Source organism: Streptomyces sp. V4I23, from assembly GCF_030817975.1.
GTDB lineage: Bacteria > Actinomycetota > Actinomycetes > Streptomycetales > Streptomycetaceae > Streptomyces.
Window position 1 is genome coordinate 7,659,962 of record NZ_JAUSZW010000004.1, and the last position, 24,738, is coordinate 7,684,699.

Here is a 24,738-nt window from a genome sequence, read left to right on the forward strand (position 1 = left end):
GGCAGAGTGGCGGGCCGACGCGTGAGCCAGTCCGCGGTGATCCCGATTTCGGACTCGCCAACCATCAGATGCATGTCCTGGAGCGGGCTCATCGGTTCGTCGATGCCGGTGTCCGCGATGGCGCGGCCGATGTCTCCACCGGGGCATTCGTGGGGGCCAGACCCTGCCGCAGGTCTTCGGCGATGTCGGCCATGGGGGCCGGGTTCTCCGTGGCGACGTCGATGTCCTGGCTGAGCCGGTCCACCAACTTTTGGGGGGCGGGCTCGGTGGTGTGGGCCTTGGGGGACTGGTCTGCGCCGTCGGCGAAGTCCGGTCAAGCTTGATGTTCGCCGCCGAGGGGCCTCGTGAGCTGGGGGATCGCGACGACACCGGGCCGCAGTCAGGCCTCCAGCATCAGTTGCAGCAGCTGGCGCAAGGATTTGCGCTGCTCGGTGCTGAGCCGGCCCAGCGGGGCGCCTGCGAAGGGCATGCGGGCGCGGAGGTCGGCGATGACGGCGCGACCGGCCGCGGTGGCGGCGACGAGCTTGACGCGGCGGTCGCCCGGGTCGGGGCGGCGCTCGACCAGGCCGCGACGCTCCAGACGGTCGATGATCGCGGTGACGTTGGACGGCTCCGCGTGCAGGTGTTCGGCGATGTGGCGCATCGGGAGCGGGTCCTCGGTGGCGAGCAGGGCCTTGGCCTGGAGGGGGGTCAACTCGTGCGCGGTGGCGGCGGCCTCGGATTCCTGTGCGTAGCGGCGGTTGACGGCAGCGAAGAGGCCGACGACCTCCCTGGTCAGCTCGTCCGATGACTTGGGCATGAGACGAGTTTACCGACGTTCTTGACAACTTGAATATCACTGTCCATAGTTATGAACAAGCTTAGTTATGATTTATAAGTAAAGGAGTGAAGATGAGCATCAAGACCGTCCTGATCACTGGCACCTCCTCCGGCATCGGCCTAGCCGCCGCAGTCGCCGCTGCGCAGAGCGGCTGGCACGTCGTCGCCACCATGCGCGACACCACCAAGGCCGGCCCGCTACTGGCGGCGGCGGAGGCGGCCGGGGTGAGCGTCGAGGTCCGCGCGCTGGACGTGACCGACCCGGCCTCTGTCGCAGCCTGCCTGGTCGGCCTCGACCGTCTGGACGCGCTGGTCAACAACGCCGGCGCCGGCCACCTAGGCACGCTTGAGCAGGAGGGTGTCGAGGACGTGCGCGCCGTCATGGAGGTGAACTTCTTCGGCGTCCTGCACGTCACCAAGGCGGCGCTGCCCATGCTGCGTGCGAGCAAGGGCCGCGTGGTGACCGTGACCAGCGTCGGCGGCGTGGTCGGCCAGCCGTTCAACGAGGCGTACTGCGCGGCCAAGTTCGCGGTCGAGGGCTTCATGGAGTCGCTCGCCCCGGTCGCGGCGACGGTCGGAGTGGCCGTCAGCGTGGTCGAGCCGGGCGCGGTGGCCAGCGAGTTCGTCAGCAACGTGGCCGGCCGCGACACCGTGGTGGAACATGCAGGCCCGTATGCGCCCGCGCTGGCCGCCTATTTGGCCCGCACCCGCGACGCCTTCGCCGCCGCGCAGACGCCGCAGGGCGCGGCGGCACCGATCGTCGAGTTGCTGGAGGCCGAGCAGCCGGCCTTCCGGGTACAGACCTCGGACGCCGCGCGCGCGTTCACCGCCGCGAAGCTCACGGACGGCGACGGCTCGGCCGTGCAGGCCCTGACCAGCGCATGGCTCTCCTAGCTTTGCTCAGCCTTCGCCTGGCCTGGGTGAACCCCCCGCGGTACCGCCGGGTTACTTGCTCCCGGGTTCCGAGCTTGTCTGTCTGACAAATGATCACCGCCCGGGCCCCCTCGTGATCCTGGTGAATGGCCTTGCTGCGTGGTGCCGAGCCAGCGATGCTGGGCCGGTGCCAGGACAGCGGAAGAGGAAACGCCAGCAGCAGGCTGCGATTCACGCCAGCCCCTGCGCGGGTCACTGGCAGGTGACCCAGGACGAGTCGGAGGGGCAGTGCGACGCTGGTAACGCTCGAGCAGCCTGGGTATTTCCTCACGGAAGGAGTGACGGCAGCCGCGCGTGGAGCACACCAGACGGCGCACGCGCACCCGGACCACCACACGCCGCTTTCCACGGCACGTCGGCCACCGTCCGCTCGTGACAGCCATGCACCCGCGCCGATCCGGCTCCGCAGCCCGGGCAGGCGGCCACCCCGTCCGGTGTCCGCGCCAGCACCATGATCCGCCCGCCCTCGACGACTACATGCTCGATGACCAGCGGCGAAACCCAGAAAACAACCACGTCTACAAGCTCGTTGACATCCCGCATGTCATGTCAATGACACCAACCACGCCCCCGTCACCACCAAAGTTGCGACAAGGCATGGAACTTGACCCACCGTTAACGAGAAGGGTCGATCAATAATTGACCGCTTGGGGTCCGCGATGACGAACGGGCAGCGATCCGCGGCGGAACCTTCTTCCAGCGCGAGCTCCGCTCGGACCTCGTAGGCGGAGGGCGCGGGGCAGGAGTGGGCAGCCGGCACGGAGTCGACGCGTTCGTATACTGCGCCGGACACATGAGTCCGGTCAGGGGGCGCCTGAAGGCGTCGGTTCCTGACCGCGGCGACGAGAGAGGCATGCGCTTGCCCACGAGGCACCCCGGGAACTCCGGCCGGCCCGGTATACCCGTTGGCCCGGTACGGGAGCGGCGGATGAGTGGCAGGACATGTGGAGCCACCGCGAACAGCTGCTGAGAGTGGCACGAAAGCGGTCCGCCAGCATCGAGGACGCCGAGGACGCGGTGCACGAGGCGATGGTCCGCGCGGCGGAACATCCGAACATGGACCGCGAGCGACTGGGCGCCTGGCTGACGTCGGTCACCATCCGGTTGTGCGCCGACCGGTACCGGCAGCTGAGCCGGGACACCCGCGTGGCCTTGTGTCACCCGATGCCGGCCGGCCTCTGGCCGGTGTCTCCCGAGGGCACCGTGTGCGAGCTGGCCGAGGCGAAGTGGCTCGCGCTCAAGAGCGTGGAGCTGCCAGGCCGCCAAGCAGAGGCCTTTCGGCTCAGGGCGGAGAACCTGGACGTCGAGCAGGTCGCCCAACGGATGAGCCTGACTTACAAAGCCGTCAAGTCTCCGGCGGACCCTGCGAGCGGTGCTGGCCGGGACGCTGGCCCTCGCCGTGGGCCTGTGGCGGCGGCGTCCAGGCGTCGAAGGGGGTGCGCCGGCCGCTGTCTTGGCCTCCACGGCGGCGACACTGGTGATCACGGGACTGGTTTTGGGGTCACCCTTCAGGGGCGACGGAGCGGCCTCGCCACCGCCCGCGGCACCACCCATCTCCCCCTCGGTCGCCCGCCCCGCTCCGTGCGACGATTCGCGCAGCCCCTCCCTGCCGAACGAGCACACCACCGCGTCCGTCGAGGCGGTCACAACGCTTGTCCCCTTCCGGCCGTCAATGCGGCCGGCGCCCCATCGGCGTACGGACAGCGGCCCGACGCGGGTGGCCGCTCCTGCCCGGAGCCGGAGCCGTTGTCGCTGCCCGCCGTCCCGGTCCCGCCGTCCCGGTCCCGCGGCTCCCGGAACCGCCGGCTGTGCCGGCCCTGTCACCTCCTCCCGTCATGGCACCCAAGGGCACGTACAACTGCAGCGCCTCCGTGATCGTGTCCAACACCAAGAACGCGGTGTGGACGGCTGTCCACTGCCTCCACGGCGGCAAGGGCGGCGCCTTCTACAAGAACTTCGTGTTCCTGCCCGGCTACAACGGAGTCACTCAGTACCACTGGTGGATCCAGGACCGGGTCATGGTCCCGACCAAGTGGGTCAACTACTGCGACCACTACTCCTCGGACCTGGGCGCCATCATCGTCGAGAAGGACCTCGCGCTCGGCAATCTCCAGGACTTCGTCGGTGGTTACGGATACAACTTCAGCGACGGGCCCGAGCACACCGATGTGCACTCCTTCGGCTACCCGTTCGACGGATACAACCGTCCCGACTCCGACTTCAACGGCGGCGAGTACATGACGTACTGCCGGGGCAACACCGTGGACTGCGGCCCTTTGGCCTCCTGGACGAGCGACTGCGGATGAACTGCGACATGGTCCATGGCTCCAGTGGCGGCCCGCTGGTCACGGGCGTGGCCGGCGGCAACATCCGAATCGTGGGCGTCAACAGCCACCGCAACGTCGACAGCAACGGCAGCTGGTCGAACAACTACCTGTTCTCCTCCGAGCACGCCTCCGAAGTGAGGTCGCTGATCTACAAGATCAACAACTGACGCCCACGGGCGCGACAGCGGCGGGCGCCCACCACCACCCGGTGAGCGCCCGCCGCCCGATTCGCGGCCGTCCGCCGGTCTCAGTCGGCCTGCAGTCGAGCTCAGTCGTCCTCGACCCCGAGTGGGCCCATCGGCTTGGACTCGCGCACCGCCTCGCGGACTCGTTCCTCCGTCCAGTAGTCCTGTTGCTTGCGGCTCTCCTCCTCGGTCGCTCCGCGCTCCACGACCGTGCCGTCGTCCTTGACGACGCCGCGCTCGTCGCCGACCTGGCCGCTGACGGCGAAGGCCGCGGTGGCCACCGCCACGGCCCCGGCCACCGCCACGCCCGCGGCCACGCCAACCGCCCACGGTGACACCGACTTGGCGTGCGGCCGTCTCTCCGGCCGCGCTCGTGTGCCTCCCATCGTGTGTGCTCCTCTCGATGGGCGGATTGTGCCAGCCGCACCGGGCGCGCAGGCACCGGGCGGCTCCTCGCCGACGTAGTCCGCGAGGTGTTCGCCGGTGAGGGTGGAGCGGGCGGCGACGAGGTCGGCGGAGGTGCCTCGAAGACGATCTGCCCGCCGTCGTGGCCCGCGCCCGGGGCCGAGGTCGGTGATCCAGTCGGCGTGCGCCATGACCGCCGGGTGGTGCTCGACGACGATGACCGACTTGCCGGAGTCGACGAGCTGGTCGAGCAGGCCGGGCAACTGCTCGACGTCGGCAAGGTGGAGGCCGACGGCCGGCTCCTGGAGGATGTAGACGCTGCCCTTCTCGGCCATGTGGGTCGCCAGTCCACCGCGCAAGCGTGTGACCGGCTGCACCCGCCCTGGGTAGCAGCCTGCTGGTCTCCGGGTCGGCCGTGCTGACCGTGTTGGTCTTCGAGGCGGTCAGTGAGTTCGGGCTGCCAGCGCTCGGCGTGATCGTGCTGGCCGCCGGGCTGCTCCAGCTCGCCATGGGCGCCGTCAAGCTCGGGCGCTGGTTCCGGGCGATATCCGTCTCGGTCGTCGAGGGCATGCTGGCCGGTATCGGTCTGATGATCGCCGCTGGTCAGCTGTACGCAGCAGCCGGGCTGAAGTCGGCGACGCCCGCGGTGCTGTTGCAGCCGTGGGGGCGGATCGGGAGGAACTGACGGTGTCCGCTGCCCGCGTGCGGGCCCGAGTGGTTTCGCGCTTATTGGGCGACAGCCGATGCGGCACTCGGGCCGCCGCTTTCATCCTCCGTCGACGAGCACCGGCCTCTGACGGAGGCGAATGAACGTCACGACCGCAGAGGCGTCAGAGGGTGGCGATGTCTACGCTGATGTCTCCGTCGACGCGGACGGCGACGTCGAGGTCCGCGGCGACGACGAGGCGCTTTTTGAGGGTGGCTTCGATCCTGGACTCGATCTCAGCGGCGATGGCAGCCTCGAGTGCGGCGTCGGCCTCTACGTTCGCGTTGGTGACGACGGTCAGCCGGATGTCGACGCTGCCGCCCAGGCCGGCCCGCGCGACGGCGGCGACCGTGACGTCCACGTCGAGGTTCTTCTCGAGAACGGCTTCCACGTCAGCCGCGATGGCCGCTTCGAGTGGTGAGACGACCCGGTGCTCGGCCGAAGCGGCGGCAGGCGACGCGATGGCCGCGGCCGCGGCGGTGGAGGACGCGCCCAGCGTGAGGGCGAGAGCGGCGACGGGTACGACTGAGGCCTTGAAGGCTTTACGGCCAATGAGTGACATGCTGTGAACCTTTCGTGAGCGAGGAACGCCGTGGGTGCCTGCCGGTCGGACAGACCGGCCTATGGATTCCCTCACTTGCGGTTCGCACCACCCGTTATGGCGTGAATACGCTGAATAGGGTGAACGTGCCGAACGCCCTGAACACGCGGGAGGCCTGAGCGGTCTGAACGGCAGGCCGGCACGTCGCAGGTCCGGCACGTCGGGTCGTCGGCGCAGGATCGGGCTGGCCGGCGTCGGTTTGGGCACCTGGTTATGGAACGTCAAGGTCCTCAGCAGCAACACCAGCAGCTTCTCCTCCGTCGCCAAGGGGCTCTACTGGGTGGCCCGCAAGGCAAAAGCCGCCAACATCCGGGTCGCCAACAAAGGGCGAGTGGACCGTCACGGTGTCCGTGAGCGGGACCGACCACGCGGCCGTCCGCGAGACGTCCACGGCCGGCCTGACCGGTAACCGGCGCGACGAGATCCTGGCAGACGCTCAGAAGGGCATCCCGCGTCTCCGGCACCGTCCGCGCCGCCGCCGACACCCCTGAGCGGGGGCGCAAGGCGTGGCAGCGGGTCCGCCGCAAGGGCACCTGCTTGCCGAAGCCCGCCACCGGCTGCTGTTCCTGGGAGTTGGGGGACGTGGCAGCCCCCCCGAGATCGGCAGACCCCAGCCGGCTGGCGCCGCGGCGCACCCGGGGCCTACGGGCCGGCTATGGCAGGTGGACGCTGCGGGTGACTTCCGCGGTTCCGCCCAGGCGGATGAGCGGGCCCGACGGGCTGTGCTGTGTGGTGGCGGTGATCGTGGCCGGCCTGCCCAGTGTGTCGCCCATGTCGACGGTGATGTGGGTGATGTTCTGACCAGCCAGGTGGACTGCGAGACAGGCAGTAGGCACTGTTGCGAAAGTGGATCGTCTGTCAGACCTGCCTGGGATGCTCCGAGCATGGAGATGACAGTGCAGCTTACGATCGACTGCTCCGATGCGCAGAGAATGGTGACTTTCTGGGCCGAGGCCCTGGGCTACGTGCCTGAGCCTCCGCCTGGCGGGCACGCCACGTGGCGTGCTTACTGGGCGGCGGTGGGGGTGCCCGAGGCAGAGTTGCCGGCCGGTGCCGGGGATATACCGGAGTCGATCATTGATCCTGCTGGACGTGGACCGAGGGTGTGGTTCCAGCAGGTTCCGGAGCCGAAGGTCGCCAAGAACCGGTGGCACTTCGACCTGAAGGTCGGTGGGGGCCGTGACGTCCCACTGGGCGTCCGCACACAGCGGGTCAAGGCTACGGTGGAACGGCTGGTCAAAGCTGGTGCCACCATGCTGCGGATCAAGGATGAGCCGGACACGGGGCTCTACGCCGCCGCCATGCAGGACCCCGAGGGCAACGAATTCGACGTCGTCTGAGGGCCGTTGCGACGGTGCTGGTCACAGCCACTCGTTCACGGCTGCGACCAGCACCGTCGCCTCGTAGCGGACGGAGAGCTTGTCGTGCCTCGTGGCCACTGCCCTGTGCCTTTTAAGCCGGTTGATCCCGCACTCGACCGCATGGCGCTCGCGGTAATCCACCGCATCGAAACGCGGCGGTCGGCCGCCACGGGAGCCGAGCTTCCTGCGGTTGCGGGCCTGGTCAGCCTTGTATGGGATGGTGCAGCGGATTCCACGGCGGCGCAGGGAGGCGCGGTTCTTGCGGGAGGAGTACGCCCGATCGGCGCGTACTCGATCGGGGCGGACGCGTGGCCGGCCCGGTCCGATGCGGGGTACGCGGACATTCTCCAGCACGGGCTCGAATTGCGGTGAGTCGCCGCGCTGCCCGGCCGTCACCACGATCGACATGGGCTTTTGGCCCTGCTCGACAGCCACGTGCAGCTTGGTGGTGAACCCGCCACGTGAGCGTCCCAGTCCGTGATCACAGGGCTCGGCCAGCACTCCGCCCGGTGGTTCCATCTGTAGGTCCCCCCGCTTCCTGGCCCCTGCAGCATGCTGATGGGCGCGACACACTGTGGAATCGGCGCTCAGGTCCCACGTGATCCCGCCCTTCGCGTCGGCCTGGGACTGAAGTCGGGTGAGGAACCGGTGCCAGGTGCGGTCTCGTTGCCATCGGCGGAACAGATCGTAGATCCGGCCCCACGGACCAGATCGTAGATCCGGCCCCACGGACCGTACTCGACGGGCACATCCCGCCAAGGAACTCCTGTCCGAACCCGGAACCGTCTGCCGTCGATCAGCTGCCGCCGGGGCCAGATGGGCGGCCGTCCCGCTTTCGCGCCCTTGGGCAATAACGGCTCCAACACCGCCCACTGTGCATCCGTGAGATCTCCCCGCGCCATGAACCACGATCATTCATCACTCAAGATCCACTTTCGATACACGCCCTGAGTGGTGGGTCCCCCGGTGGCGTCGTAGCGTCGATACAGGAGCAGCCGTTCGAAGGGGGTCGGGAGCGCCTGTCGGGATGCGCTGCGAGGTGCGGGGCGCGCTGGGCGGTAGAGGTGCGTGAGGGCGTTGGCCAGGTGGCTCGGGGAGAGACGGCTGGGAGCAGACATGCCGAGACGAAAGCTGAGCACCGCGGCCGTGATCTTTGCCGCGACGTCGCTCGCGGTAGGCCTTGTGCCGGCAACCGCCTCGGCGTCCCCCTCCATGCCGGTACAGCCCGGTGACCAGGTCGTGGTCGTGGACTGCTTCATGAAGGCGCAGGTGCGCCCGAGCGAGTTCCTGATCGCCTGCGGGGACGGCAACAGTGGGCTGACCGAACTCAAGTGGTCGTCGTGGGGGCCGACGTCCGCCGTAGCCACCGGGGTGAACGTGGTCAACGACTGCAAGCCCTACTGCGCCGCGGGCACGTTCCACTCGTATCCCGTGAACGTCAGGTTCGAACGCCCGGAGGCGTGGGGGAAGAACCCCGATCAGCAGCGGTACGGGCAGCTCCACCTCAGCTTCCCCGGCAGCAGGCCCGAGCACATGCCGCCCGAGGTGACGTACAAGCTGTGGGACTGACGGACGGCGAGGTGCGTTCCTGACGCGGGGCCGGTCTGCGCGGTCGGATCCGTGCCGCCGCGCGACGCGTAGCCGCCGGGACGATGCGCGTGGAGGTGTAGGACGAGGGGCTCGTGGGGTTCGTCGGCGGATCGAGGCACTGCCGCCCGATGTAGTCAGGTGCGGCCATCAGTCTGCTGTTCGGATCGGGCCCGGGTGGTGGCGAGGCGGTAGACACCTGATGGGTGTGGGATTCAGGCGGTGGGTGTGGTCGGGCTCTGGAATGATCTGTCGACGCTTGAAGGAAGGGGCGGGCAGTGGTGGACAAGGGGCCGGACCGAGAAATCACCGAACCGACCGTACTGGCCGACGTGCGTGTCGGGGACGTGCTGCGGGTGGTGTGCGAGCCAGTCCATGCACGGGTCTCCAGTGATTCGCCGTACTACGTCTTCGTCCGCTGGCCCTGGGGGGAGGTTGATCCGGATTCGCGGTTCCGCTGGAACGGCGAACGGGCCTTCCCTCGTAGAGCAGACCACTGCGAATGGGACATGGAACTCTTCCGCCTGGAGCCGGAACCGGCCGGGCTCGCCGTCGGGGACGTCTGTCTGGTCGGAATCCCCGAGACGACGGTCCATGTGCTGTCTGTCGAGCACTTCCAACCGCCCCAGGACCGGGGATGGCTGCCCAGGCCGACCCGGAGCCTCTACGTGATGCGCCGCGGACAGTCCTTTGATCCAGAGCTCGAGGACCAGGGCTGCGTCCTCTACCCGGGCGGCCACGAGCCGATGGAGCTGGAGCTGCTGTTCCGGCCTTATGCGTTCCTGGAGATCGGCGACGAGATTGTCGACGCGAGGGGCGACGCATGGCGCTTCGAACACCCCTGGAACTGGTACTCCTTCAGCGGACAGACCGGGAGGCCGAGGTGGCCGCTGACCCTTCTGGCGCGGCGAGGGCAGCCAGTCGAAGCGAAGACTGTGGTCGCTGAGACGGTCAGCGGTTCGCACGAGGCCGAGGAGGCCCGGTGGCGCAGCATGACAGGCGCCGAGCCGGTCATGCCCTGACCCACGTTGACATCGCCCCGCAGCTATGGGGCCGATGTGGACCGACCGGCCTCAGGCAGCGGCAACGAGTTGAGTGGGGAAGGCCAGGGCCTCGTCGAACGGGATGTGCTTCTGCAGGCAGTGGTAGAGCTGGCCGGCCGGGACGGCGCCGGGCGGGGTCGTCGACCGGTACACCGCCGCTTGAATCGAGCGGCCCCCGCCAGCGCTTCGGAGACGCCCTCGATCGCGCCGAGCGCGGCCGCGGGGGCACCGGGAGTCGAGGTCAACAGGGACGGCAGCAGCACGGTGGGGATCTCATGGCCGACATCGGCGAGGGAAGCTCGCTGTGCTGATGCCTCGCACCCTGGGGGCAGCCAGCGCCGGGGGCTGGTGCTTCGGGGTGCTCGCAGGCAGGACGGTCGTCGCCACAAGTCTTCACCGGCCGACCGACGATCGGGCAGTGGACAAACCACGATCGTCACCGCCCCTGCTACGTCGATCAGTCCGCAAGAAGGGCCGCGACCTCGCGTGCCGCGTCCCGTGCCGGGCGGCCGACGCCGATCAGGGTGGCGGAGGCGGGACCGGTCCAGTCGCCGTACCCGACCAGGTGCAGGCGGGGCTCGGCCACGGCGCGGGTGCCGTCGGTGGCGATGCGGCCGCGCGCCCCCCTCAGCCCCAGCGGGGCGAGGTGGGCGAGGGCAGGCCGGAAGCCGGTACACCAGATGACGGTGTCCGCCTCGGCTTGGGTGCCATCGGCCCACTTCACGCCCGTCGCGGTCAGCTGGGTGAACATCGGCTTTGCCTGCAGCAGGCCGGCGTCGCGGGCTTCGCGTACGGGCGGTACGGCGACGATGTTGCCGAGCGAGGCGACGCCGCCGGTGTCGGTGCGGCCTGCGTCGAGGGCGCGGCGGCGTGCGGTCGCGACGTCGAAGAGGACGCGGCCGTCGATGTCGTCGGCGAGGTACCGGGGCAGCGAGTCCCAGGTGTGCTGCCAGGCGCCGCCGGGCGCGGACTCGGTGTCGAGGACGACGAAGTCCAGGGCCTGGCGGCGCAGGTGGTAGCCGGTGGCGAGCCCTGCTTGGCCGCCGCCGACCACCACCACGTCGGTGTGCTGCGTCATGCTGCGGGCGTCTGTGCGTCCGACTTGCTGCGCATGAAGACGACCGCGACCAGGGCCAGCCCCACGACCGCGCCGACCAGCTGCATGGCGATGAACGCCGGGACGGAGGCGGGGGCGATGCCCGCGAAGGTGTCCGTGAAGGCGCGGCCGATCGTGACCGCCGGGTTCGCGAAGGAGGTGGAGGAGGTGAACCAGTAGGCCGCACCGATGTAGGAGGCGACCGCGACGGGTGCGAAGCGGAGCCGGTCGGTGCGGGCCAGGCCGAAGATCAGCAGGATGAGGCCGGCGGTGGCCACCACCTCGCCGAGGAGCAGGTTCCCCGCCGAGCGGTCGTGCGTGGACCACTTCACCAGCGGCTCGCCGAACATCGAGGCCGCCAGGACCGCGCCCGCGATCGCGCCGAGGACCTGCGACGGCACGTATACCGCCAGTTCCCGCGCGGTCACCCCCGCGCCGCCGCGGCGGGCAGTCCACCACTCGGCCAAGGTGACTGCGGGATTGAAATGCGCGCCGGAGACGGGGCCGAACAGGGCGATCAGAACGCCGAGCCCGAAGACCGTGGCGGTGGAGTTGGCCAGCAGTTGCAGCGCGACGTCGTCGGTGAGCTGGGTGGCCTGGATGCCCGACCCGACGACGACCGCCACGAGGGCGGCGGTTCCGACGAGCTCGGCGGCGGCGCGGGCGACCAGCGGGGTGCGGGGCGGGGTGGCGCCGGGCGCGGGCTGCGGCGAGGTGTCGGCGGCTATGGCGTCGGCGGCTATGGCGTCGCTCGCGGCGGGCTCGGTGGCGGTCAAGACAGGGTCTCCTCGGACAGGGTGGCGTGGGGGAGAGGCTTTAGGGGCAGGACCGCTTGAGGTTCGCTTCGGCGGTGGTGCGGGCGGTGGCGGCCAGGTCGGCGAACTGGCCCGCGAGGGATTCGATGACCTCCGGGCGCAGCCGGTAGTAGATGTACCGTCCGCACGGTTCCGTCTCCACGACCCCGGCCTCGCGCAGCACCTTCAGGTGGTTGGAGAGGTTCGTCTGCCTGGCGCCGGTCTCCTCGACCAGGTGCGTGGTGCAGAGCGTCTCCCGCGCGAGCAGGGTCACGATCCGGAGCCTGAGCGGATCGGCCAGGACCCGGATCAGATCAGTGTCGACTGACGTCATCATGGGCTGATACTGTCACATCACCCGGAGCTGACACCAGCCTGGGCTGACTCTTCTGAAGCCAGGGGGTTCTCTCCATGACCGCGTGCCCGCACCCGGTCCTCCCCGACGAACGCCTCGCCGTGCGCGACCACGGCCGGTACTCCCTGGACTGCGAGGATGCCTGCCCCGTCGTGCCCGGCCGCCGCTACCCGGACTGGCCCGTTGCCGACCCCGACGACGCACCGATCGCCGTCGTGCACTCCATCCGCGACGACATCGACGCCCGCATCACCGACCTGCTGGACACCCTGCCGCCCAGCTCCTGAAGTTTCCCGTCCCCCGCACTCCGCTCATCCCTGCCATGAAGGAAGAACCGATGACCACCGCTCCGCTCGCCTCCGTGCTCTTCGTCTGCGTCCACAACGCCGGCCGCTCCCAGATGGCCGCCGGGTTCCTGAGCCACCTCGCCGGCGACCGCATCGAGGTCCGCTCCGCGGGTTCCATCCCGGGGGACCAGGTCAACCCGGCCGCGGTCGAAGCGATGAAGGAGGTCGGCGTCGACATCTCCGCCGCCACGCCGAAGATCCTCACCACCGAGGCGGTCCAGGCGTCCGACTACGTCATCACCATGGGCTGCGGCGACGCCTGCCCGATCTTCCTCGGCAAGAAGTACCTTGACTGGGCGCTCGAGGACCCGGCAGGCAAGGGCGTCGAGGCTGTCCGCCCGATCCGTGACGAGATCAAGACCCGCATCGAGGCCCTGATCGCCGAGATCGACGCGCAGCAGGAGGCGTGAGCCGGTGACCGACCCGATCGCCGCCGATGACGATGACGTACGCAACGTCATCCTCATCGGCTCCGGCCCGTCGGGTACACCGCCGCCCTCTACGCCGCCCGCGTCCGGCTGAAGCCGGTGCTGTTCGGAGGCCTTGTCCCCGATGAGCGCGCGGCGGGCGGCGTGCCGGGGACTTGGTGCCGTGGTCGCGCAGGACGCGCACCTCGCCGCCGCCGGTGCGACGATGACCGGCACCTCGCCGGCGGGCCCGCACAGATGCGGTTCGACTGTCTCGCGTCAAGTTTTTGGCTCAGTGATCTCGGTTTGAAAGTTGGGGATGCAGGCTCGGGTCGTTGTAGACCTCGATCGGCCGGTGGCCGGACAGGGTCTCGTGGGGTCGGATGTGGTTGAACACATGCCGGTAGTGCTCGGCCTCCGGGGGCGAGCATGGTGAGGTCCTCGATCTCCAGGCGGTAGAGGTGCCCTACTTCAGCGAGCCGAAGGCGCGCTCGCGTACGCCGTTCTGGCCGGGGCTCTTGGCCTGGGTGCGGATGTGCAGCAACTCGGGGCGGGTAGCGATGAAGCGGGCGAACGCGGCGCCTTTGAAGGCTCCGCCATTGTCGGTGACCAGCTTGATGCGCCGGTTTTTGCCGGTGTCGGGATCGGCGGGCAGCAGCTCGGCCAGCGGACGTCCGCCGAGAACTCGCGCAGAGCGGCGGCGCGATCGGCTTCGGCGCTGCGCAGGGTGCGGAAGAGCTCCTCCATCCTGTGGTGGTCCCGCAGAATGAGCTCGACGACATCGGTGGTCGCTGACGACATATCGGCTCCTCGACTCGCTGGGGTGGTCGCCCGCTCGCGTACCCGCCTCCGCACACGTCAGACGTGCCGGAACGGGCACCGGCCGGGCGCCACCGACCGCCTGTCGCACCGGGGCGCTCGAGTCTCCAGCGGCTGGACGGTCCAGGATCTCGCCCAGGGACGACGAACGCCCCGACCTGCTCACTCTCGGCCGGCTCGCGCACCGCACCGGACTTCCGGTGTGCACCCTGCGCTTCTGGTCCGACGAAGGAGCGGTGCCGCCCGTGGCCCGCTCCGCAACCGGCCACCGGCTGTACGACGCCGGGTCGGTGGCCCGCGTCGAGCTGGTCCGCACCCTGCGGGAGCCGGGCCTCGGGCTCGACGTTGACCCGCGCCTGTATGGCCGCATGCACACCTTCAGCATCGAACTGCCCGATGACCCCGCACCGGAGCAGGTCGACGCCTGGATCGAACCGGCCGAGCTGGTGCGGGACCCGGTTTCCGAGCGTGGCCATTGTCGTACCGCTCATTGTCAGACCCACGCGCCACGCTTGATCTATGCGAACACTCTTCAGCGACGAAGTGCACGTGGCCTACGGGCAGATCTACGTCTGCAGCGACGACATCCACTCCCTCGAAGATTCTTTCGCCGGGCAGCGGGCCGGGCTGTGCGGCGGGGCGGTGCCGGGCCATCTCTTTCTGCTGACTGGAACGCACACCGGCTCCGTCCCGATCACCGTTGAGCTGCACGCGACGGAGCCGCCCCTGGACGCCGACCTCTGGGAGGACATCGTCGAGGTATCGTTCCGGCCCGTATCGAACAGAGTCCAGCTCGTGGAGTGGGACAGCGGCTGGTATCCGATCCCCCTCTCCGAGACCTCGTACCGGGTCCGGTACCACTGCCGGGGCATGGACGGGGCGCACAACGCCGCAGGCGATGTGGGCGAACCAGCAGTGGATGAGTATCTGCTGCGATTCTGGCCGAGCCCGCCGGCCCGGGACCGCGTGGTCAAGGAGACCAGCCAAGCCGCCGCCTACTGGCACGAGTTCGCGCGCGAGCAGCCCCCGGGCCCCGACCCCGAGGAGCGAGCCGAGGCCGAGCGCCAGGCCCGTGAGGAGGAGGAGCACTCGGAACTGCAACAGGAGATGGACGCGTGGGGCGGGCGCCTGCCCAGCGACCGACTGCGGGATGTCCAGGGCAAGCTCCGGGGATTCCAGGGCTGTCCGAAGGGCCTCGTGGGCCTTGATGCCGCACTCGTGCACGCGATCGACGCCTTGAGTCCCGAGGAACAGCGCGCGCTCGCCCGCTGGGCAGCGCACCGCGCGTGTGTGACAGCAGGGCTCAGCGAAATCGACTGGGTGGCGCGCGGGCTGGCGGAGCTCGACCGGGGCGAGCCCTACTCACCGCCGCTGGACGACCCGCGACGGCTGCGGGACGCCGCGTTCTCCGACGCACGCGTCCCACACTCCCACGACGGAACCCCCGGCTTGCCCCAGGTCGCCGCCTTCGCCGCTCTCTTCGATGCTGCCGCCCCCGACCCCCTCAAGGCGGCGCTGGACGCCCTCCTCGCCGCGGCGGTCACCCATGGCAGCGCCTGCCCCCACCTCTTCGCGGAGGTCCGCCGCACCTTCCCAGCGACGGCCATCGCGCCGGGGGCGGAGAGGAGCGACCGCCAGTAGCGTCACCACGTGCTGACCTTCCGTATCGCACCCCGAGCGCAGCACAGTGCCCGGCTGGCCGGCTGAGACTGAGGTGAGACTGAGGATGGAAAACGCTCACTGACGGCCGTGCCGTCATGTCCCGTGAACATCTGCCCGTTCAGGGCCGGTTCAGGCGGTTCGGACGGTGACCCTTTGGGTGGCGCCGGCTTCGGTGGTGAGGTCGCCGAAGGTGAGGGTGAGGGTCGATCCCGGGGTGGCTCCTGTGACCGGACCCGGCTTGGAGACGACGGCCGTGACCTCGCGCGACCAGGTCAAGGTGAGTTCGCTGAGGGTCCGGGTCGGGTCGGAGACACAGATGACGGCGGTTCCGTCGCCGTTCTCCCGGATCATCACCGAGCAGGGCGCGCTGGCGGTGAGCTTGCCGACCGTGCCGGCCGACCAGAAGTTGACGCCGGTGAAACCGAGGGAGGGGACCTGGACGCCGTGGGCCTTGGCGGTGTTGGCCAGTATCTTGAGCCGGCCCTGGGCGGCCGCTGCGTAGGACGCGGTGCGGGGGGCGCTGGCACCGGGCAACAGCACGTAGGCATACGCGCCGTCCGTGGGGTTCGTGCCGTGGTCGACGTACAGCGTGAGGTAGCGGTCGGCGAACGACGTGGTGGAGGAGCCGGTCCTGATGTCGCTCCACCGGCCGGTGCGCTCTTCGCGCAATCCATTGATTTTTCCGCCGTCCGGGAAGACGTATCCACCGTGGCCGGCGATGTGGGCCCAGCCGGGATTGCGGAGCGTCTCAGACCAGCCGATGTCGTCGGGCTTGCGGTGGCCGTCCACGGTGAGGGCGTTGGTGCCCGTCGAGCCCAAACGGCGGTTCTCCACAATGGTGTTGACCGTCTCGCCAAGGCTGGCAGTGATGCCGGAGCCGAGACAGACGATGCCCTCGTCGAGGAAGAACCACGACTTGCGGGCCTCCATGGTGGAGGACAGGCCCTTGAGGTGCTGGCCCACCGCGGCGTAGGTCCCGTCGGTCGTGCCGCCGACCCACTTCACCGCAGGACGTTCAGCGGCCCACTGGCCTCCTTCGCCGTCGGCGAGCTTCTTCTGCGAGGCGGTCGTGCCGGGCAACCGGTTGGGGTCGACAGTCGGCCAGAAGCCCTCCGAGTACTGCTCGTTGGCGAAGTCGTCGCCCCACCAGGCGAGCCAGCCGGATCCGGTGTGGTAGCCGCGCAGGTTCTCGCCGTTCCCCCACTCGTAGTACGAGATCCGGTCCGAAGCCATGGACAGGCATGCAGCCCAGCCTTTACGGCGGTGCACGGCACGGTCCTGGGAGGGAAAGAGACGGTGCTCGATCGGCTCGGGCAACGGCTGGAGCGACGCGTCGTCCGCGACGCTCTGCAGCTGAGCCAGTTTGTAAACACTCAGCATCCTGTTGGCGTTCGGGGCACTGAAGTACGCCCGCCTGATCCAGCCCTTGGCCATGGCTCGCCATCGGGCGTTCTGCTCGGGGGGCGCGGCCTGGCCGAGTGCGATGATGGACGCGATGATCGAGTGTCCGCGCAGGTGGTCGTCGTTGGCACCGTTCGGATCGCCGGGCGGCAGCCCCCGGGCGATGGCGCGACCCGAGGCTGCGTCCATGCACAGACCGTTGTACAGGAACGGCGCCCAGGCATGCTCGACCGCGTTGAAGTAGTTCTGCCGGGCCGGATCGGTGATCTCCCAGGATGAGTCTGCCAGGAGAGCGAACAGAAGGCTGAGGCCGGTGAAGAGGTCGGCACCATAGGAACCGGCGTAGGGAACCCATGTGTGCTGGATGAAGGATCCGTCGCGGTAAAGTCCGTCGCCGGTCGTCACGTACGGGAAGACCGGGGACAGGGCGTTCGCCGCGACGGCCAGGCGGGATGAGTTGTCGCCTACCACTCCGCTGAGCGCGATGGTGCGGCACAAATCGACACGATTGGCGCCGGTGGAGGTACCGGTGTACTGCCTCACGGCATCGTCCGGTACGAAGTGGTCGACAGCGGAGGTCAGCGCGGAGAGCAGTTCGGGGCTGAGGTGGTCGTGGAGGATGATCGCGGCGTCGAGGAGCGCGTGCGGGCCGCCAATCTGCCAGTTGTACCAGTTGCCGTAGCGGGGCTGGCGCGAGTTGTAGACATCGTCGATCACGTGCTGAATGCCCGCGACGACCTCTTGGGCGAAGGCGTCGTCACCGGTCAGGCCTGTCCCGGGCTGGGCATAGGCCTCCGCCAGGGAGCGCAACCGCTGAAAGGTCGCCTGTATCTGCGCCGAGAACGTGTAGGACTGAGTGTCGGTGTCCGGGTCCGGGTCGAGCCAGACCATCGACGGCCACAGCGAGCCGTGCACCGGCTTCATGGTGGCCCGCCAGGATGCGGCGTTCTTACCCAGCTGTGCGAGCTTGGACTTGAAGGGTTCCGCGGTCGGGCTGAAACCGGAACCCAGAATCAGTCGCCGCCACTTGGCGCGCAAAGCATCGAACTCTCCCGCGGTGTCAGCAGTGCCGGACAGCGGCGCAGCCGAGGCAGGAACCCCGAGACAGAGTGCGAAGGCACTGCCGCCCGCTGCCTGCACAAAGACGCGCCGAGACCAAGGTTCTGCCATGACGTCTCCAGAGGTGTTGTGAAGCCCCGAGTCCCCCTCGGAAGAGCCGCCACAGGGCGTCAATGAGCGAAGACGTGGGGTAGCGAGTGCTCTTGTCTAGCACGTTTCGATCGGAACGCTCAAGAGTCACGCAGATTGCGATCGAATGATCAAATCGATCGGTCGGGTAAGTCGGGTGTGGTAGTCAGGGCCGGCCGGAGCGGTACCGGGCCAACTCGCCGCCCTCGTTGGCCGGACCGCGGCGAGCGGCCGCATGCTTCGCATCTTTGCGTCCTGCGGGAGGGGGCGCCTCAGCTCAGCCCGTTGCGTACCTGCAGCGCTCGCGAGCGATCGGCGACGTATCGAATGAGCAAAAGTCGATCTGTCTTGATTGAATTATTGAATGATCTAGTGGGGGCTGCTAGAAACCGGAGTCCGGGCAGCTGCCCGCAGCTCCGCATCAAGGTCTTGGAGGCCTCATGTCCAGGCACGGCCGCAAGAAGCTGAGCAAGCCCCTGCTCGTCGCATCCGCCGCAGCGACTGCCGCTGCAACGGCTCTGCTCTTCTCCTCGTCGGCGCAAGCCGCCGTCGTGTGGGACGGTGACGCCTCGCAGGGCACCACGGTGTTCGGCAACGTCGAGTGCGAGTCGCCCGGCAGCCTGGTCACCGTCGCGCAGGACGACGGCCACGGCACTGTGTTCCGCTACACGAAGTCGGTGGGGACCTACCGTTGCGAGTCCCGCGGGGTCAGAGTCGATGGTTCGCGCTACGCGTTCGCAGACAACGAGACGTACTGGTTCGGCTGGGAGCAGAAGTTCTCCGTCGTGCCGACCAGCACCGACTGGGTCCCCTGGCAGTGGAAGTCGTATCCCGATGCAGAACAGAATTACCCCCTGCTCATGACCGTGGGCAACGGCAAGGTCAACCTCGTCTACGTCGGACCGAACGGCGCGAGCTGGCGCTACATCTGGTCCAAGTCGGTCGAAGCCTGGGACTGGAACCGGGTGGCCATCGGGATTCACACCTCCGGCTCGGCGTCCTCCGGTTGGGTCGAGCTGTACTACAACGGCGCCAAGCAGACCTTCACCAACGGATCCACCCGCTTCACCGGTCGCACCTGGGACTCCGCCAACGAACCCAAGTGGGGCGCCTACGACCGCGGCAACACCACCACCGAGATTGTCAATCGGGTCGACAGCCTGAAGTTCGGAACCACCTACGGTGACGTGGACTGAAGACCGAGCCACGCCCACACGGGAATTGCACCAGGCGAGGACGCCCATCACGCGCTCCCGGCACCCGGGGCGCCCGCCTGTCACAGGATTGATCAGGTGACCAAATTGTGATCGAATACGTCTGTAATGCAAGGTACTGCTTCCATCGGCGCTCCGTAGGCGGAAACGCGCGCCCCAGGGCGCCTGATCAAGAGGAGACCTGGTGGCTGCTTCGGCGCAGGAACGACGCACACGCATCCTCGACGTCGTGCGCGAGGCAGGGGTCATCCGTGTGGTCGAGCTCGCCGAGCGCCTCGGTATCCCCGCCGTAACCGTCCGGCGTGACGTTGCGGCGCTCGCAGACGACGGCAGGGTGGAGCGGACTCACGGAGCGGTGTCTCTCCCCGTCGGCTCAGCAGGCGGGCGATCCGGAGCACAAGGGCGCGTTCTCGGCATGCTCGTGCCGGGTGTCGGGTCGTACTTCGACGAGGTGGTGGCCGGTGCGAGTGCCGCTGCCACTGCGGCCGGGGCCAGGGTGATCCTGGGCATCGCGCCGTACGGGGCGAACAGCGATCGCGCGCAGGTCGACCGGCTGCTGGAGTCGGATGTCGACGGACTGCTCCTCACGCCCCACTGGACGCCCGGGGAAGGACTCGGGGGCAGCGAGTGGCTGGTCGACCTCCCCGTCCCCGCCGTGCTGGTGGAGCGCCGGGCCGCACCCGAGGCGTCGGCGGCGCAGCTGGACGCGGTGTGTTCAAATCACCGGCACGGGGTGCTTTTGGCCCTGCGCCGGCTCTCAGAGCTCGGCCACGGGTCGGTCCTTCTCGCCGCCCGCTCCGACACCCGCACCGCACACGAGGTCCGCGCCGGGTACACGGCCGCGGCGCACCACCTCGGGCTGGCGGAGTTGCCGGTGATCGATGTGGACAGCCCGTCGACCATCAGCTCGCCAGAGAGCGTGCACGACCTGACCGCGCGGATCGCCGAAGCCGCGCGCTCGGGTGTACGCGCCGTCCTCGTCCACAACGACCAGGACGCAATTCAGCTGCCGCCACTGCTGCGCATGCACGGCCTCAGCGTGCCCGAGGACATCGCGCTCCTCGCCTACGACGACGTCTACGCTGCACTCTGCGACCCCCCGTTGACAGCGGTGGCCCCGCCCAAGAGGGCGGTCGGCACCGAGGCCCTCAACCTGCTGCTCAGACGGCTCGGCGCGGGAGATGAACTGCCTGTGCACCAGATCGAGCTGCTGCCCACGCTCAAGATCCGAAAATCCTGCGGCAACCCGGTCTGAATCTCCCCGTTCGATGCGTCAGTGGCCGCCGTCCTCGCGGACGGCGGCCACTGTGTTGCCGGGTATTGGGGGTCAGGCAGGCCCTTGATCAGGGCGGGCGTCCGGCCAGGGTGTCTGGCTCGGCCCCGGGCCGCTACCGTGTGACGATGCGGATCAGTTCCGCCGGGTGCATTCGTGCGGTGACGGCGCCCATGGCCCGCGCGTGTATGACTGGGCCCGCGTCGAAGTCCGCCCCCGGCACCGTCCCGACCGGCAGCACTGGGTCATCGCCCGCCGCAGCGTCCGTCGGCCCGAGGAGATCGCCCTCTACATCGCCTACTGACCCGTCGGCGCCACGCTGGACGAGCTGATCCGCATCGCCTGCAACCGGTGGCCCGGTCAGGTGGCGGGCAGCGGTTGGTTCCCGTACGGGTGCAGGCGGTCGGTGAGGAAGGCGAGGATCTCGTCGCGGGCCCGGACCGTGGGGTGGCCGGCATCGTCGACGAGATGGGCGGTGACGACGCTGTGCGGGGTGCGGACCAGATCGGCGAAGAAGGGCGGCGGGGCCGGGTTGGCGGCGCTGTCCGGGAGGACACGCCCGTCGAAGGAGTCGCCGAGCAGCGATCGGTAGGCGGCGAAGCGCTGCCGTGCACCAGCGGTCGCCCTCGAAGCGGTAGGCGAGGACGGTGAGTCCGTCGCGGTCGAGCCGGTCGCGCACCGCGCGCGTCCGCCGCGTCGAGTTCGAGTCCGCCGGGGTCGTCGAGCGGCAGCGACGGGTGGTTGACCACCGGGGCGATCACCGCCGGCTCCAGGGCCATGGTGAGGGCGAAGTTGCCGGTGAAGCACAGGCCGATCGCACCCACCCCCGGCCCACCGCACGCGGTGTGGGCCTGGCACGCCAGGCCGCGCAGCCAGGCCGTCACCGGGCTGGTGCCGCCCCCGGCGAAGGATCATCGTCTCCTCGGGATGCCGCCCGGGTCGTTCGTGTGGAGACGCGTCCTGCGGTGCCGCCGATGAGCAGGCGGCTGCCCATTATTTCCTCTTTGGTCCTGGGGGCCAGGCGTATGCCGTGAGGCATGCGGCCGACGCGCTTTCGGCGGCGCTGCCGGTCGGCGTAGTGGCGAGGCCCGGTGGTGCATCGACGTCCGGTGCGCCCGGGTCGCGGTCGGTGGCGGCCGTTTTGTGATCCGGCCGGTGGCGCGTGCGGCAGTTCCCCGGCAGCGGGTGAGCTGCGGGAGACCTCTGTGATGCCCCCATCGACTCCTTGACAAGGGGTAGTGGCGACCTCAGACTGGCGTTGCACTTTACGCAATCCGTTTCGTAATACGCACTGAGGTGGTCATGATGATTCCTGCGTGCCGCGTCGCCGATCTGCCGCGAGGCGAGGCGTTCCGGATCGAGTCCGACCCGCCCGTCGCCGTGTTCCACACCGAGGACGGCGAGTTCTACGCGATCGACGACACGTGCACCCATCAGGACGCCTCGCTCTCCGACGGCTGGCTGGAGGGGTGCGAGGTCGAATGCCCCCTGCACGCTTCGAAGTTCAACCTGCGCACCGGAAGCGTGGACGCCCCGCCGGCCCGGCTCCCCGTGCGCACCCACCAGGTCCTGGTCGAGGACGGCATGATCTACGTCAAGCTCTCCGACGCCCCGCCGAACCTTCCGCCCTCCTGTGTCGCCGCACGGCTCGGAGCGGTCCCGGTCGCCGGAGGCGCTGCGTGAAGAGCGTGGCCGTCGTCGGCGCCTCGCTGGCCGGACTGTCGGCCGCCCGGGCCCTGCGCGCACAGGGTTTTGACCAGTACGGCGTGCGCATCCAGTTCGCCGGGTACGCGGCCGGAGCCGACAGCGTGACCGTCGAGGAGGGTGCCGCGGACGAAGGCAGCTTCCTCGCCGTCTACCGGCGGGCAGAGCGCCCGGTCGCCGTGCTCGGCGTGAACCGGACCCGCCCGTTCATGCGCTGGCGCCGTCAGCTGGCCGCGGCCGCGGCGCAGAGGGACGGATCCCCGTGACCGCCACGGCCCACGCCGTCGTGCCCGCGCGCCCGGGAATTCCGGAACGGCACCCCGACGGGCTTCCGCGGCCGGGCCGGACCCTGGTCATGGGCGTCGTGAACGTCACGCCGGACTCGTTCTCCGACGGCGGGCTGTCGTTCGCTCCGCAAACGGCGCTCGCGCACGGACTCGCGCTGCTCGAGCAAGGCGCGGACATCGTGGACGTGGGCGGCGAGTCGACCCGCCCCGGCGCGGTCCGCCCGCCCGTCGAGGAGGAGCTGCGGCGCGTCGTGCCCGTCGTGCGGGAACTCGCCGCGGCAGGCGGGACCGTCAGCGTCGACACCATGCGGGCGGAGGTCGCCGCCCGCGCTCTCGATGCGGGTGCACGGCTGGTCAACGACGTCTCGGGCGGCCTCGCCGACCCCGGGATGCTGCCGCTGATGGCGCGGTCCGGCATGCCGTACGCGGTGATGCACTGGCGCGGCCACGCAGCCGGCATGCAGGCGAACGCCGTATACGGCGACGTCGTCACCGACGTGGTCGACGAGCTGCGCCTGAGGGTCGAGGCAGCGTTGCAGGCGGGGATCGGGCCCGGGTGCCTGATCGTCGACCCCGGTCTGGGCTTCGCCAAGACGCCCGAGCACAACTGGGAGCTGCTGGGCCGTCTCGGGGAGGTCGGCGCGCTGGGTTGCCCCCTTCTCGTGGGCGCGTCACGCAAGTCGTTCCTGGGGCGCCTGCTGACGGACCCGGCGACGGGCCAGGTGCGCCCGCCGCGGTCGCGGGATGCCGCGACCGCGGCCGTTTCCGTGCTCGCCGCCGCGCAGGGCGTCTGGTGCCTGCGCGTGCACGATGTGGCCTCGACGCTCGACGCGGTGCGGGTGACCGTCCGCTGGGGCGTCGAGGCGGCGGCCCCGGCGCAGGCGTTGCTGTGCTGAGGACCCGGTGTCCGGCCGGCATCGCAGGCCCCGCACGCCTTTGGCCGGTCTCTTGACACCGCCGCCGTCACACCAGATTCTTTGTTTCGCAATACGCCACCTGTCTCTTATTGAGAAACGCGCCGTCGTGAACCGTCTCTGACGGCCCACCCCCGCCGTGTGCGCGTCTGACCTCTTTTCGAAGGTGACACGATGACCATCACGAATCTGCCGCCCAGCCTGATTGCCACGCTGGCCGGTGAGTACTACACCGATCCTGGGGTTTTCGCTCGGGAGCAGGAGCGGGTTTTCGAGGCCATGTGGTTCTGTGTGGCCCGTGCCGCCGATCTGGCCAAGCCGGGTGCTTTCCGCACCTTTCAGGTGGGGCGGGAGAGTGTGCTGGTCTCCCGTTCCCGGGACGGTTCGGTGAGGGCGTTCTTGAACATCTGCCGGCACCGTGGGGCGAAGTTGTGCACGGAGGAGTCGGGTGAGGTGAAGCGGGCGTTCCAGTGCCCGTATCACGCCTGGACCTATGGTCTGGACGGCAAGCTGGTGGCGGCGCCGAATCTGACGTCGATGCCGGACGTCGACCGGACCGGGTACGGCCTGGTCAATGTCCATGTGCGGGAGTGGCTGGGGTATGTGTGGGTGTGCCTGGCCGAGACGCCGCCGTCGTTCGAGGCGGATGTGCAGGGTGCGGTGGTCGAGCGGTTGGGGGATCTCGAGTCGATCGAGCGCTACGGGATCGATGATCTGCAGGTGGGCCGGCGGATCACGTATGACGTGCAGGCCAACTGGAAGCTGATCATCGAGAATTTCATGGAGTGCTATCACTGCGCGACCATTCATCCCGAACTCACCGAGGTGCTGCCGGAGTTCGCGGACGGTTATGCGGCGCAGTACTACGTCGGGCACGGGGCCGAGTTCGGTGAGGAGGTCAAGGGGTTCACGGTCGACGGCTCGGAGGGTCTGGAGCGTATTCCGGGTGTCGCGGAGGAGCAGGACCGCCGTTATTACGCGATCACGGTGCGGCCGCAGGTGTTCATCAATCTGGTGCCGGACCATGTGATCTTCCACCGGATGTATCCGATGGCGCCCGGCCGCACGATCGTGGAGTGCGACTGGCTGTATCTGCCGCATGTGGTGGAGAGCGGCAAGGACGTGGAGCGTTCGGTGGAGTTGTTCCACCGGGTCAACCAGCAGGACTTCGACGCGTGTGAGCGCACGCAGCCGGCGATGAGCTCGAGGGCGTATGCCAAGGGCGGTGTCCTGGTGCCCAGCGAGCACCACATCGGCGAATTCCACACCTGGCTGCAGGCCCGCCTGAGCGCATGACAGCAGTCCCACCG

At 69.1% G+C, this 24,738-nt stretch carries 25 protein-coding genes and 6 pseudogenes; 20 read left to right on the forward strand and 11 right to left on the reverse strand.

Translation table 11 applies throughout. The annotated features are described in order from the left end of the window. Window positions 1-379 precede the first annotated feature (379 nt). On the reverse strand, window positions 380-799 hold the full coding sequence (locus QFZ82_RS37235) for a MarR family winged helix-turn-helix transcriptional regulator (protein WP_307717322.1): 420 nt from the start codon (window positions 797-799) through the stop codon (window positions 380-382). 92 nt (window positions 800-891) lie between these two features. On the opposite strand from QFZ82_RS37235, the gene QFZ82_RS37240 reads away from it, so the two are divergent. Then, window positions 892-1,713, forward strand: a complete 822-nt coding sequence (locus QFZ82_RS37240) for an SDR family NAD(P)-dependent oxidoreductase (RefSeq protein WP_307717323.1) — start codon at window positions 892-894, stop codon at window positions 1,711-1,713. A gap of 306 nt (window positions 1,714-2,019) precedes the next feature. Here QFZ82_RS37240 and QFZ82_RS37245 read toward each other — a convergent pair whose 3' ends face one another. Next, window positions 2,020-2,295, reverse strand: coding sequence for a hypothetical protein (locus QFZ82_RS37245; RefSeq protein ID WP_373429379.1), 276 nt, complete (start codon window positions 2,293-2,295; stop codon window positions 2,020-2,022). A gap of 399 nt (window positions 2,296-2,694) precedes the next feature. Between QFZ82_RS37245 and QFZ82_RS37250 the strand changes: the two genes are divergently transcribed. The 3 genes from QFZ82_RS37250 to QFZ82_RS37260 are packed head-to-tail and all read left to right on the forward strand — an operon-like array spanning window position 2,695 to window position 4,246. Beyond that, entirely contained in the window at window positions 2,695-3,627 is a 933-nt protein-coding gene (locus QFZ82_RS37250) for an RNA polymerase sigma factor (protein WP_307717324.1), read from the forward strand. Then, window positions 3,588-4,058, forward strand: coding sequence for a serine protease (locus QFZ82_RS37255; RefSeq protein WP_307717325.1), 471 nt, complete (start codon window positions 3,588-3,590; stop codon window positions 4,056-4,058). The genes QFZ82_RS37250 and QFZ82_RS37255 overlap by 40 nt, the downstream gene beginning before the upstream one ends. Continuing rightward, window positions 4,055-4,246, forward strand: coding sequence for a hypothetical protein (locus QFZ82_RS37260; protein WP_307717326.1), 192 nt, complete (start codon window positions 4,055-4,057; stop codon window positions 4,244-4,246). The genes QFZ82_RS37255 and QFZ82_RS37260 overlap by 4 nt, the downstream gene beginning before the upstream one ends. A 473-nt stretch (window positions 4,247-4,719) precedes the next feature. On the opposite strand, the pseudogene QFZ82_RS37265 reads toward QFZ82_RS37260, so the two are convergent. After that, window positions 4,720-5,043, reverse strand: a pseudogene (locus tag QFZ82_RS37265) (excinuclease ABC subunit UvrA); the annotation flags it as partial. A gap of 11 nt (window positions 5,044-5,054) precedes the next feature. On the opposite strand from QFZ82_RS37265, the pseudogene QFZ82_RS37270 reads away from it, so the two are divergent. After that, a pseudogene (locus QFZ82_RS37270) lies at window positions 5,055-5,318 on the forward strand (SulP family inorganic anion transporter); the annotation flags it as partial. A gap of 181 nt (window positions 5,319-5,499) precedes the next feature. Here the strand turns inward: QFZ82_RS37270 and QFZ82_RS37275 are convergent. After that, window positions 5,500-5,937, reverse strand: coding sequence for a hypothetical protein (locus tag QFZ82_RS37275; RefSeq protein WP_307717327.1), 438 nt, complete (start codon window positions 5,935-5,937; stop codon window positions 5,500-5,502). Window positions 5,938-6,860: 923 nt separating this feature from the next. On the opposite strand from QFZ82_RS37275, the gene QFZ82_RS37280 reads away from it, so the two are divergent. Beyond that, window positions 6,861-7,316: a VOC family protein gene (locus tag QFZ82_RS37280; protein WP_307717328.1), complete on the forward strand. Its 456-nt coding sequence runs from the start codon at window positions 6,861-6,863 to the stop codon at window positions 7,314-7,316. 21 nt (window positions 7,317-7,337) lie between these two features. Here the strand turns inward: QFZ82_RS37280 and QFZ82_RS37285 are convergent. Next, a pseudogene (locus tag QFZ82_RS37285) lies at window positions 7,338-8,239 on the reverse strand (IS5 family transposase). Between the two features lie 214 nt (window positions 8,240-8,453). On the opposite strand from QFZ82_RS37285, the gene QFZ82_RS37290 reads away from it, so the two are divergent. Both QFZ82_RS37290 and QFZ82_RS37295 read left to right on the forward strand, forming a co-directional pair. Then, on the forward strand, window positions 8,454-8,906 hold the full coding sequence (locus QFZ82_RS37290; RefSeq protein ID WP_307717329.1) for a hypothetical protein: 453 nt from the start codon (window positions 8,454-8,456) through the stop codon (window positions 8,904-8,906). 296 nt (window positions 8,907-9,202) lie between these two features. After that, window positions 9,203-9,946 carry a hypothetical protein gene (locus QFZ82_RS37295; RefSeq protein ID WP_307717330.1) on the forward strand — a complete coding sequence of 248 codons (744 nt, stop codon included), beginning with the start codon at window positions 9,203-9,205 and terminating at the stop codon, window positions 9,944-9,946. 51 nt (window positions 9,947-9,997) lie between these two features. Here QFZ82_RS37295 and QFZ82_RS37300 read toward each other — a convergent pair whose 3' ends face one another. The 4 genes from QFZ82_RS37300 to QFZ82_RS37315 form a co-directional block, all read right to left on the reverse strand. Then, window positions 9,998-10,120, reverse strand: a complete 123-nt coding sequence (locus tag QFZ82_RS37300) for a hypothetical protein (protein WP_307717331.1) — start codon at window positions 10,118-10,120, stop codon at window positions 9,998-10,000. 304 nt (window positions 10,121-10,424) lie between these two features. Beyond that, window positions 10,425-11,045: an FAD-dependent oxidoreductase gene (locus QFZ82_RS37305; protein WP_307717332.1), complete on the reverse strand. Its 621-nt coding sequence runs from the start codon at window positions 11,043-11,045 to the stop codon at window positions 10,425-10,427. Then, window positions 11,042-11,839 carry an MIP/aquaporin family protein gene (locus QFZ82_RS37310; RefSeq protein ID WP_307717333.1) on the reverse strand — a complete coding sequence of 266 codons (798 nt, stop codon included), beginning with the start codon at window positions 11,837-11,839 and terminating at the stop codon, window positions 11,042-11,044. Before QFZ82_RS37310 ends, QFZ82_RS37305 begins: the two co-directional genes overlap by 4 nt. 40 nt (window positions 11,840-11,879) lie before the next feature. Further along, the gene (locus QFZ82_RS37315) at window positions 11,880-12,194 is read right to left on the reverse strand and encodes a helix-turn-helix transcriptional regulator (RefSeq protein WP_307717334.1); all 315 of its coding nucleotides are present in this window, start codon (window positions 12,192-12,194) and stop codon (window positions 11,880-11,882) included. A gap of 74 nt (window positions 12,195-12,268) precedes the next feature. Here QFZ82_RS37315 and QFZ82_RS37320 point away from each other — a divergent pair, with 74 nt between their 5' ends. The 4 genes and pseudogenes from QFZ82_RS37320 (at window position 12,269) to QFZ82_RS37340 (ending at window position 15,426) form a co-directional block, all read left to right on the forward strand. Continuing rightward, on the forward strand, window positions 12,269-12,499 hold the full coding sequence (locus QFZ82_RS37320; RefSeq protein WP_307717335.1) for a hypothetical protein: 231 nt from the start codon (window positions 12,269-12,271) through the stop codon (window positions 12,497-12,499). Between the two features lie 50 nt (window positions 12,500-12,549). Then, window positions 12,550-12,969: an arsenate reductase ArsC gene (locus tag QFZ82_RS37325; protein WP_307717336.1), complete on the forward strand. Its 420-nt coding sequence runs from the start codon at window positions 12,550-12,552 to the stop codon at window positions 12,967-12,969. Between the two features lie 944 nt (window positions 12,970-13,913). Then, window positions 13,914-14,243 (forward strand): annotated as a pseudogene (locus QFZ82_RS37335) (MerR family transcriptional regulator); the annotation flags it as partial. A gap of 61 nt (window positions 14,244-14,304) precedes the next feature. Continuing rightward, window positions 14,305-15,426 (forward strand): hypothetical protein, encoded by a 1,122-nt coding sequence (locus QFZ82_RS37340; protein WP_307717337.1) that lies wholly within the window; start codon window positions 14,305-14,307, stop codon window positions 15,424-15,426. 150 nt (window positions 15,427-15,576) lie between these two features. On the opposite strand, the gene QFZ82_RS37345 is transcribed toward QFZ82_RS37340, so the two are convergent. Continuing rightward, window positions 15,577-18,018, reverse strand: a complete 2,442-nt coding sequence (locus tag QFZ82_RS37345) for a polysaccharide lyase 8 family protein (RefSeq protein ID WP_307717338.1) — start codon at window positions 18,016-18,018, stop codon at window positions 15,577-15,579. Between the two features lie 458 nt (window positions 18,019-18,476). Here QFZ82_RS37345 and QFZ82_RS37350 point away from each other — a divergent pair, with 458 nt between their 5' ends. From QFZ82_RS37350 to QFZ82_RS37365, 4 genes and pseudogenes are all read left to right on the forward strand, one after another. After that, window positions 18,477-19,232 (forward strand): heparin lyase I family protein, encoded by a 756-nt coding sequence (locus QFZ82_RS37350; protein WP_307717339.1) that lies wholly within the window; start codon window positions 18,477-18,479, stop codon window positions 19,230-19,232. A 271-nt stretch (window positions 19,233-19,503) separates the two neighbouring features. Beyond that, window positions 19,504-19,551 (forward strand): annotated as a pseudogene (locus tag QFZ82_RS37355) (hypothetical protein); the annotation flags it as partial. A gap of 114 nt (window positions 19,552-19,665) precedes the next feature. Further along, window positions 19,666-20,505, forward strand: coding sequence for a LacI family DNA-binding transcriptional regulator (locus tag QFZ82_RS37360; RefSeq protein WP_307717965.1), 840 nt, complete (start codon window positions 19,666-19,668; stop codon window positions 20,503-20,505). Window positions 20,506-20,677: 172 nt separating this feature from the next. Next, window positions 20,678-20,824 (forward strand): annotated as a pseudogene (locus QFZ82_RS37365) (IS701 family transposase); the annotation flags it as partial. A 59-nt stretch (window positions 20,825-20,883) separates the two neighbouring features. On the opposite strand, the gene QFZ82_RS37370 reads toward QFZ82_RS37365, so the two are convergent. Then, window positions 20,884-21,330, reverse strand: a complete 447-nt coding sequence (locus QFZ82_RS37370) for a hypothetical protein (RefSeq protein WP_307717340.1) — start codon at window positions 21,328-21,330, stop codon at window positions 20,884-20,886. 495 nt (window positions 21,331-21,825) lie between these two features. Between QFZ82_RS37370 and QFZ82_RS37375 the strand changes: the two genes are divergently transcribed. The 4 genes from QFZ82_RS37375 to QFZ82_RS37390 all read left to right on the forward strand — a co-directional run bounded on the left by QFZ82_RS37375 (window position 21,826) and on the right by QFZ82_RS37390 (window position 24,724). Next, on the forward strand, window positions 21,826-22,206 hold the full coding sequence (locus QFZ82_RS37375) for a bifunctional 3-phenylpropionate/cinnamic acid dioxygenase ferredoxin subunit (protein WP_307717341.1): 381 nt from the start codon (window positions 21,826-21,828) through the stop codon (window positions 22,204-22,206). After that, window positions 22,203-22,493 (forward strand): oxidoreductase C-terminal domain-containing protein, encoded by a 291-nt coding sequence (locus QFZ82_RS37380; protein WP_373429380.1) that lies wholly within the window; start codon window positions 22,203-22,205, stop codon window positions 22,491-22,493. The genes QFZ82_RS37375 and QFZ82_RS37380 overlap by 4 nt, the downstream gene beginning before the upstream one ends. Then, complete coding sequence (gene folP / locus QFZ82_RS37385) at window positions 22,490-23,410, forward strand: dihydropteroate synthase (RefSeq protein WP_307717342.1); 921 nt, start codon at window positions 22,490-22,492, stop codon at window positions 23,408-23,410. The genes QFZ82_RS37380 and folP overlap by 4 nt, the downstream gene beginning before the upstream one ends. A gap of 192 nt (window positions 23,411-23,602) precedes the next feature. Further along, window positions 23,603-24,724: an aromatic ring-hydroxylating dioxygenase subunit alpha gene (locus QFZ82_RS37390; protein WP_307717343.1), complete on the forward strand. Its 1,122-nt coding sequence runs from the start codon at window positions 23,603-23,605 to the stop codon at window positions 24,722-24,724. Window positions 24,725-24,738 lie beyond the last annotated feature (14 nt).

Coding starts and splice junctions, on each gene's coding strand:
- QFZ82_RS37235 (WP_307717322.1), bottom strand. CDS start 799: ATGCCCAAGTCATCGGACGAGCTGACCAGGGAGGTCGTCGGCCTCTTC.
- QFZ82_RS37240 (WP_307717323.1), top strand. CDS start 892: ATGAGCATCAAGACCGTCCTGATCACTGGCACCTCCTCCGGCATCGGC.
- QFZ82_RS37245 (WP_373429379.1), bottom strand. CDS start 2,295: ATGCGGGATGTCAACGAGCTTGTAGACGTGGTTGTTTTCTGGGTTTCG.
- QFZ82_RS37250 (WP_307717324.1), top strand. CDS start 2,695: ATGTGGAGCCACCGCGAACAGCTGCTGAGAGTGGCACGAAAGCGGTCC.
- QFZ82_RS37255 (WP_307717325.1), top strand. CDS start 3,588: ATGGCACCCAAGGGCACGTACAACTGCAGCGCCTCCGTGATCGTGTCC.
- QFZ82_RS37260 (WP_307717326.1), top strand. CDS start 4,055: ATGAACTGCGACATGGTCCATGGCTCCAGTGGCGGCCCGCTGGTCACG.
- QFZ82_RS37275 (WP_307717327.1), bottom strand. CDS start 5,937: ATGTCACTCATTGGCCGTAAAGCCTTCAAGGCCTCAGTCGTACCCGTC.
- QFZ82_RS37280 (WP_307717328.1), top strand. CDS start 6,861: ATGGAGATGACAGTGCAGCTTACGATCGACTGCTCCGATGCGCAGAGA.
- QFZ82_RS37290 (WP_307717329.1), top strand. CDS start 8,454: ATGCCGAGACGAAAGCTGAGCACCGCGGCCGTGATCTTTGCCGCGACG.
- QFZ82_RS37305 (WP_307717332.1), bottom strand. CDS start 11,045: ATGACGCAGCACACCGACGTGGTGGTGGTCGGCGGCGGCCAAGCAGGG.
- QFZ82_RS37315 (WP_307717334.1), bottom strand. CDS start 12,194: ATGATGACGTCAGTCGACACTGATCTGATCCGGGTCCTGGCCGATCCG.
- QFZ82_RS37320 (WP_307717335.1), top strand. CDS start 12,269: ATGACCGCGTGCCCGCACCCGGTCCTCCCCGACGAACGCCTCGCCGTG.
- QFZ82_RS37325 (WP_307717336.1), top strand. CDS start 12,550: ATGACCACCGCTCCGCTCGCCTCCGTGCTCTTCGTCTGCGTCCACAAC.
- QFZ82_RS37340 (WP_307717337.1), top strand. CDS start 14,305: ATGCGAACACTCTTCAGCGACGAAGTGCACGTGGCCTACGGGCAGATC.
- QFZ82_RS37345 (WP_307717338.1), bottom strand. CDS start 18,018: ATGGCAGAACCTTGGTCTCGGCGCGTCTTTGTGCAGGCAGCGGGCGGC.
- QFZ82_RS37350 (WP_307717339.1), top strand. CDS start 18,477: ATGTCCAGGCACGGCCGCAAGAAGCTGAGCAAGCCCCTGCTCGTCGCA.
- QFZ82_RS37360 (WP_307717965.1), top strand. CDS start 19,666: ATGCTCGTGCCGGGTGTCGGGTCGTACTTCGACGAGGTGGTGGCCGGT.
- QFZ82_RS37375 (WP_307717341.1), top strand. CDS start 21,826: ATGATGATTCCTGCGTGCCGCGTCGCCGATCTGCCGCGAGGCGAGGCG.
- QFZ82_RS37390 (WP_307717343.1), top strand. CDS start 23,603: ATGACCATCACGAATCTGCCGCCCAGCCTGATTGCCACGCTGGCCGGT.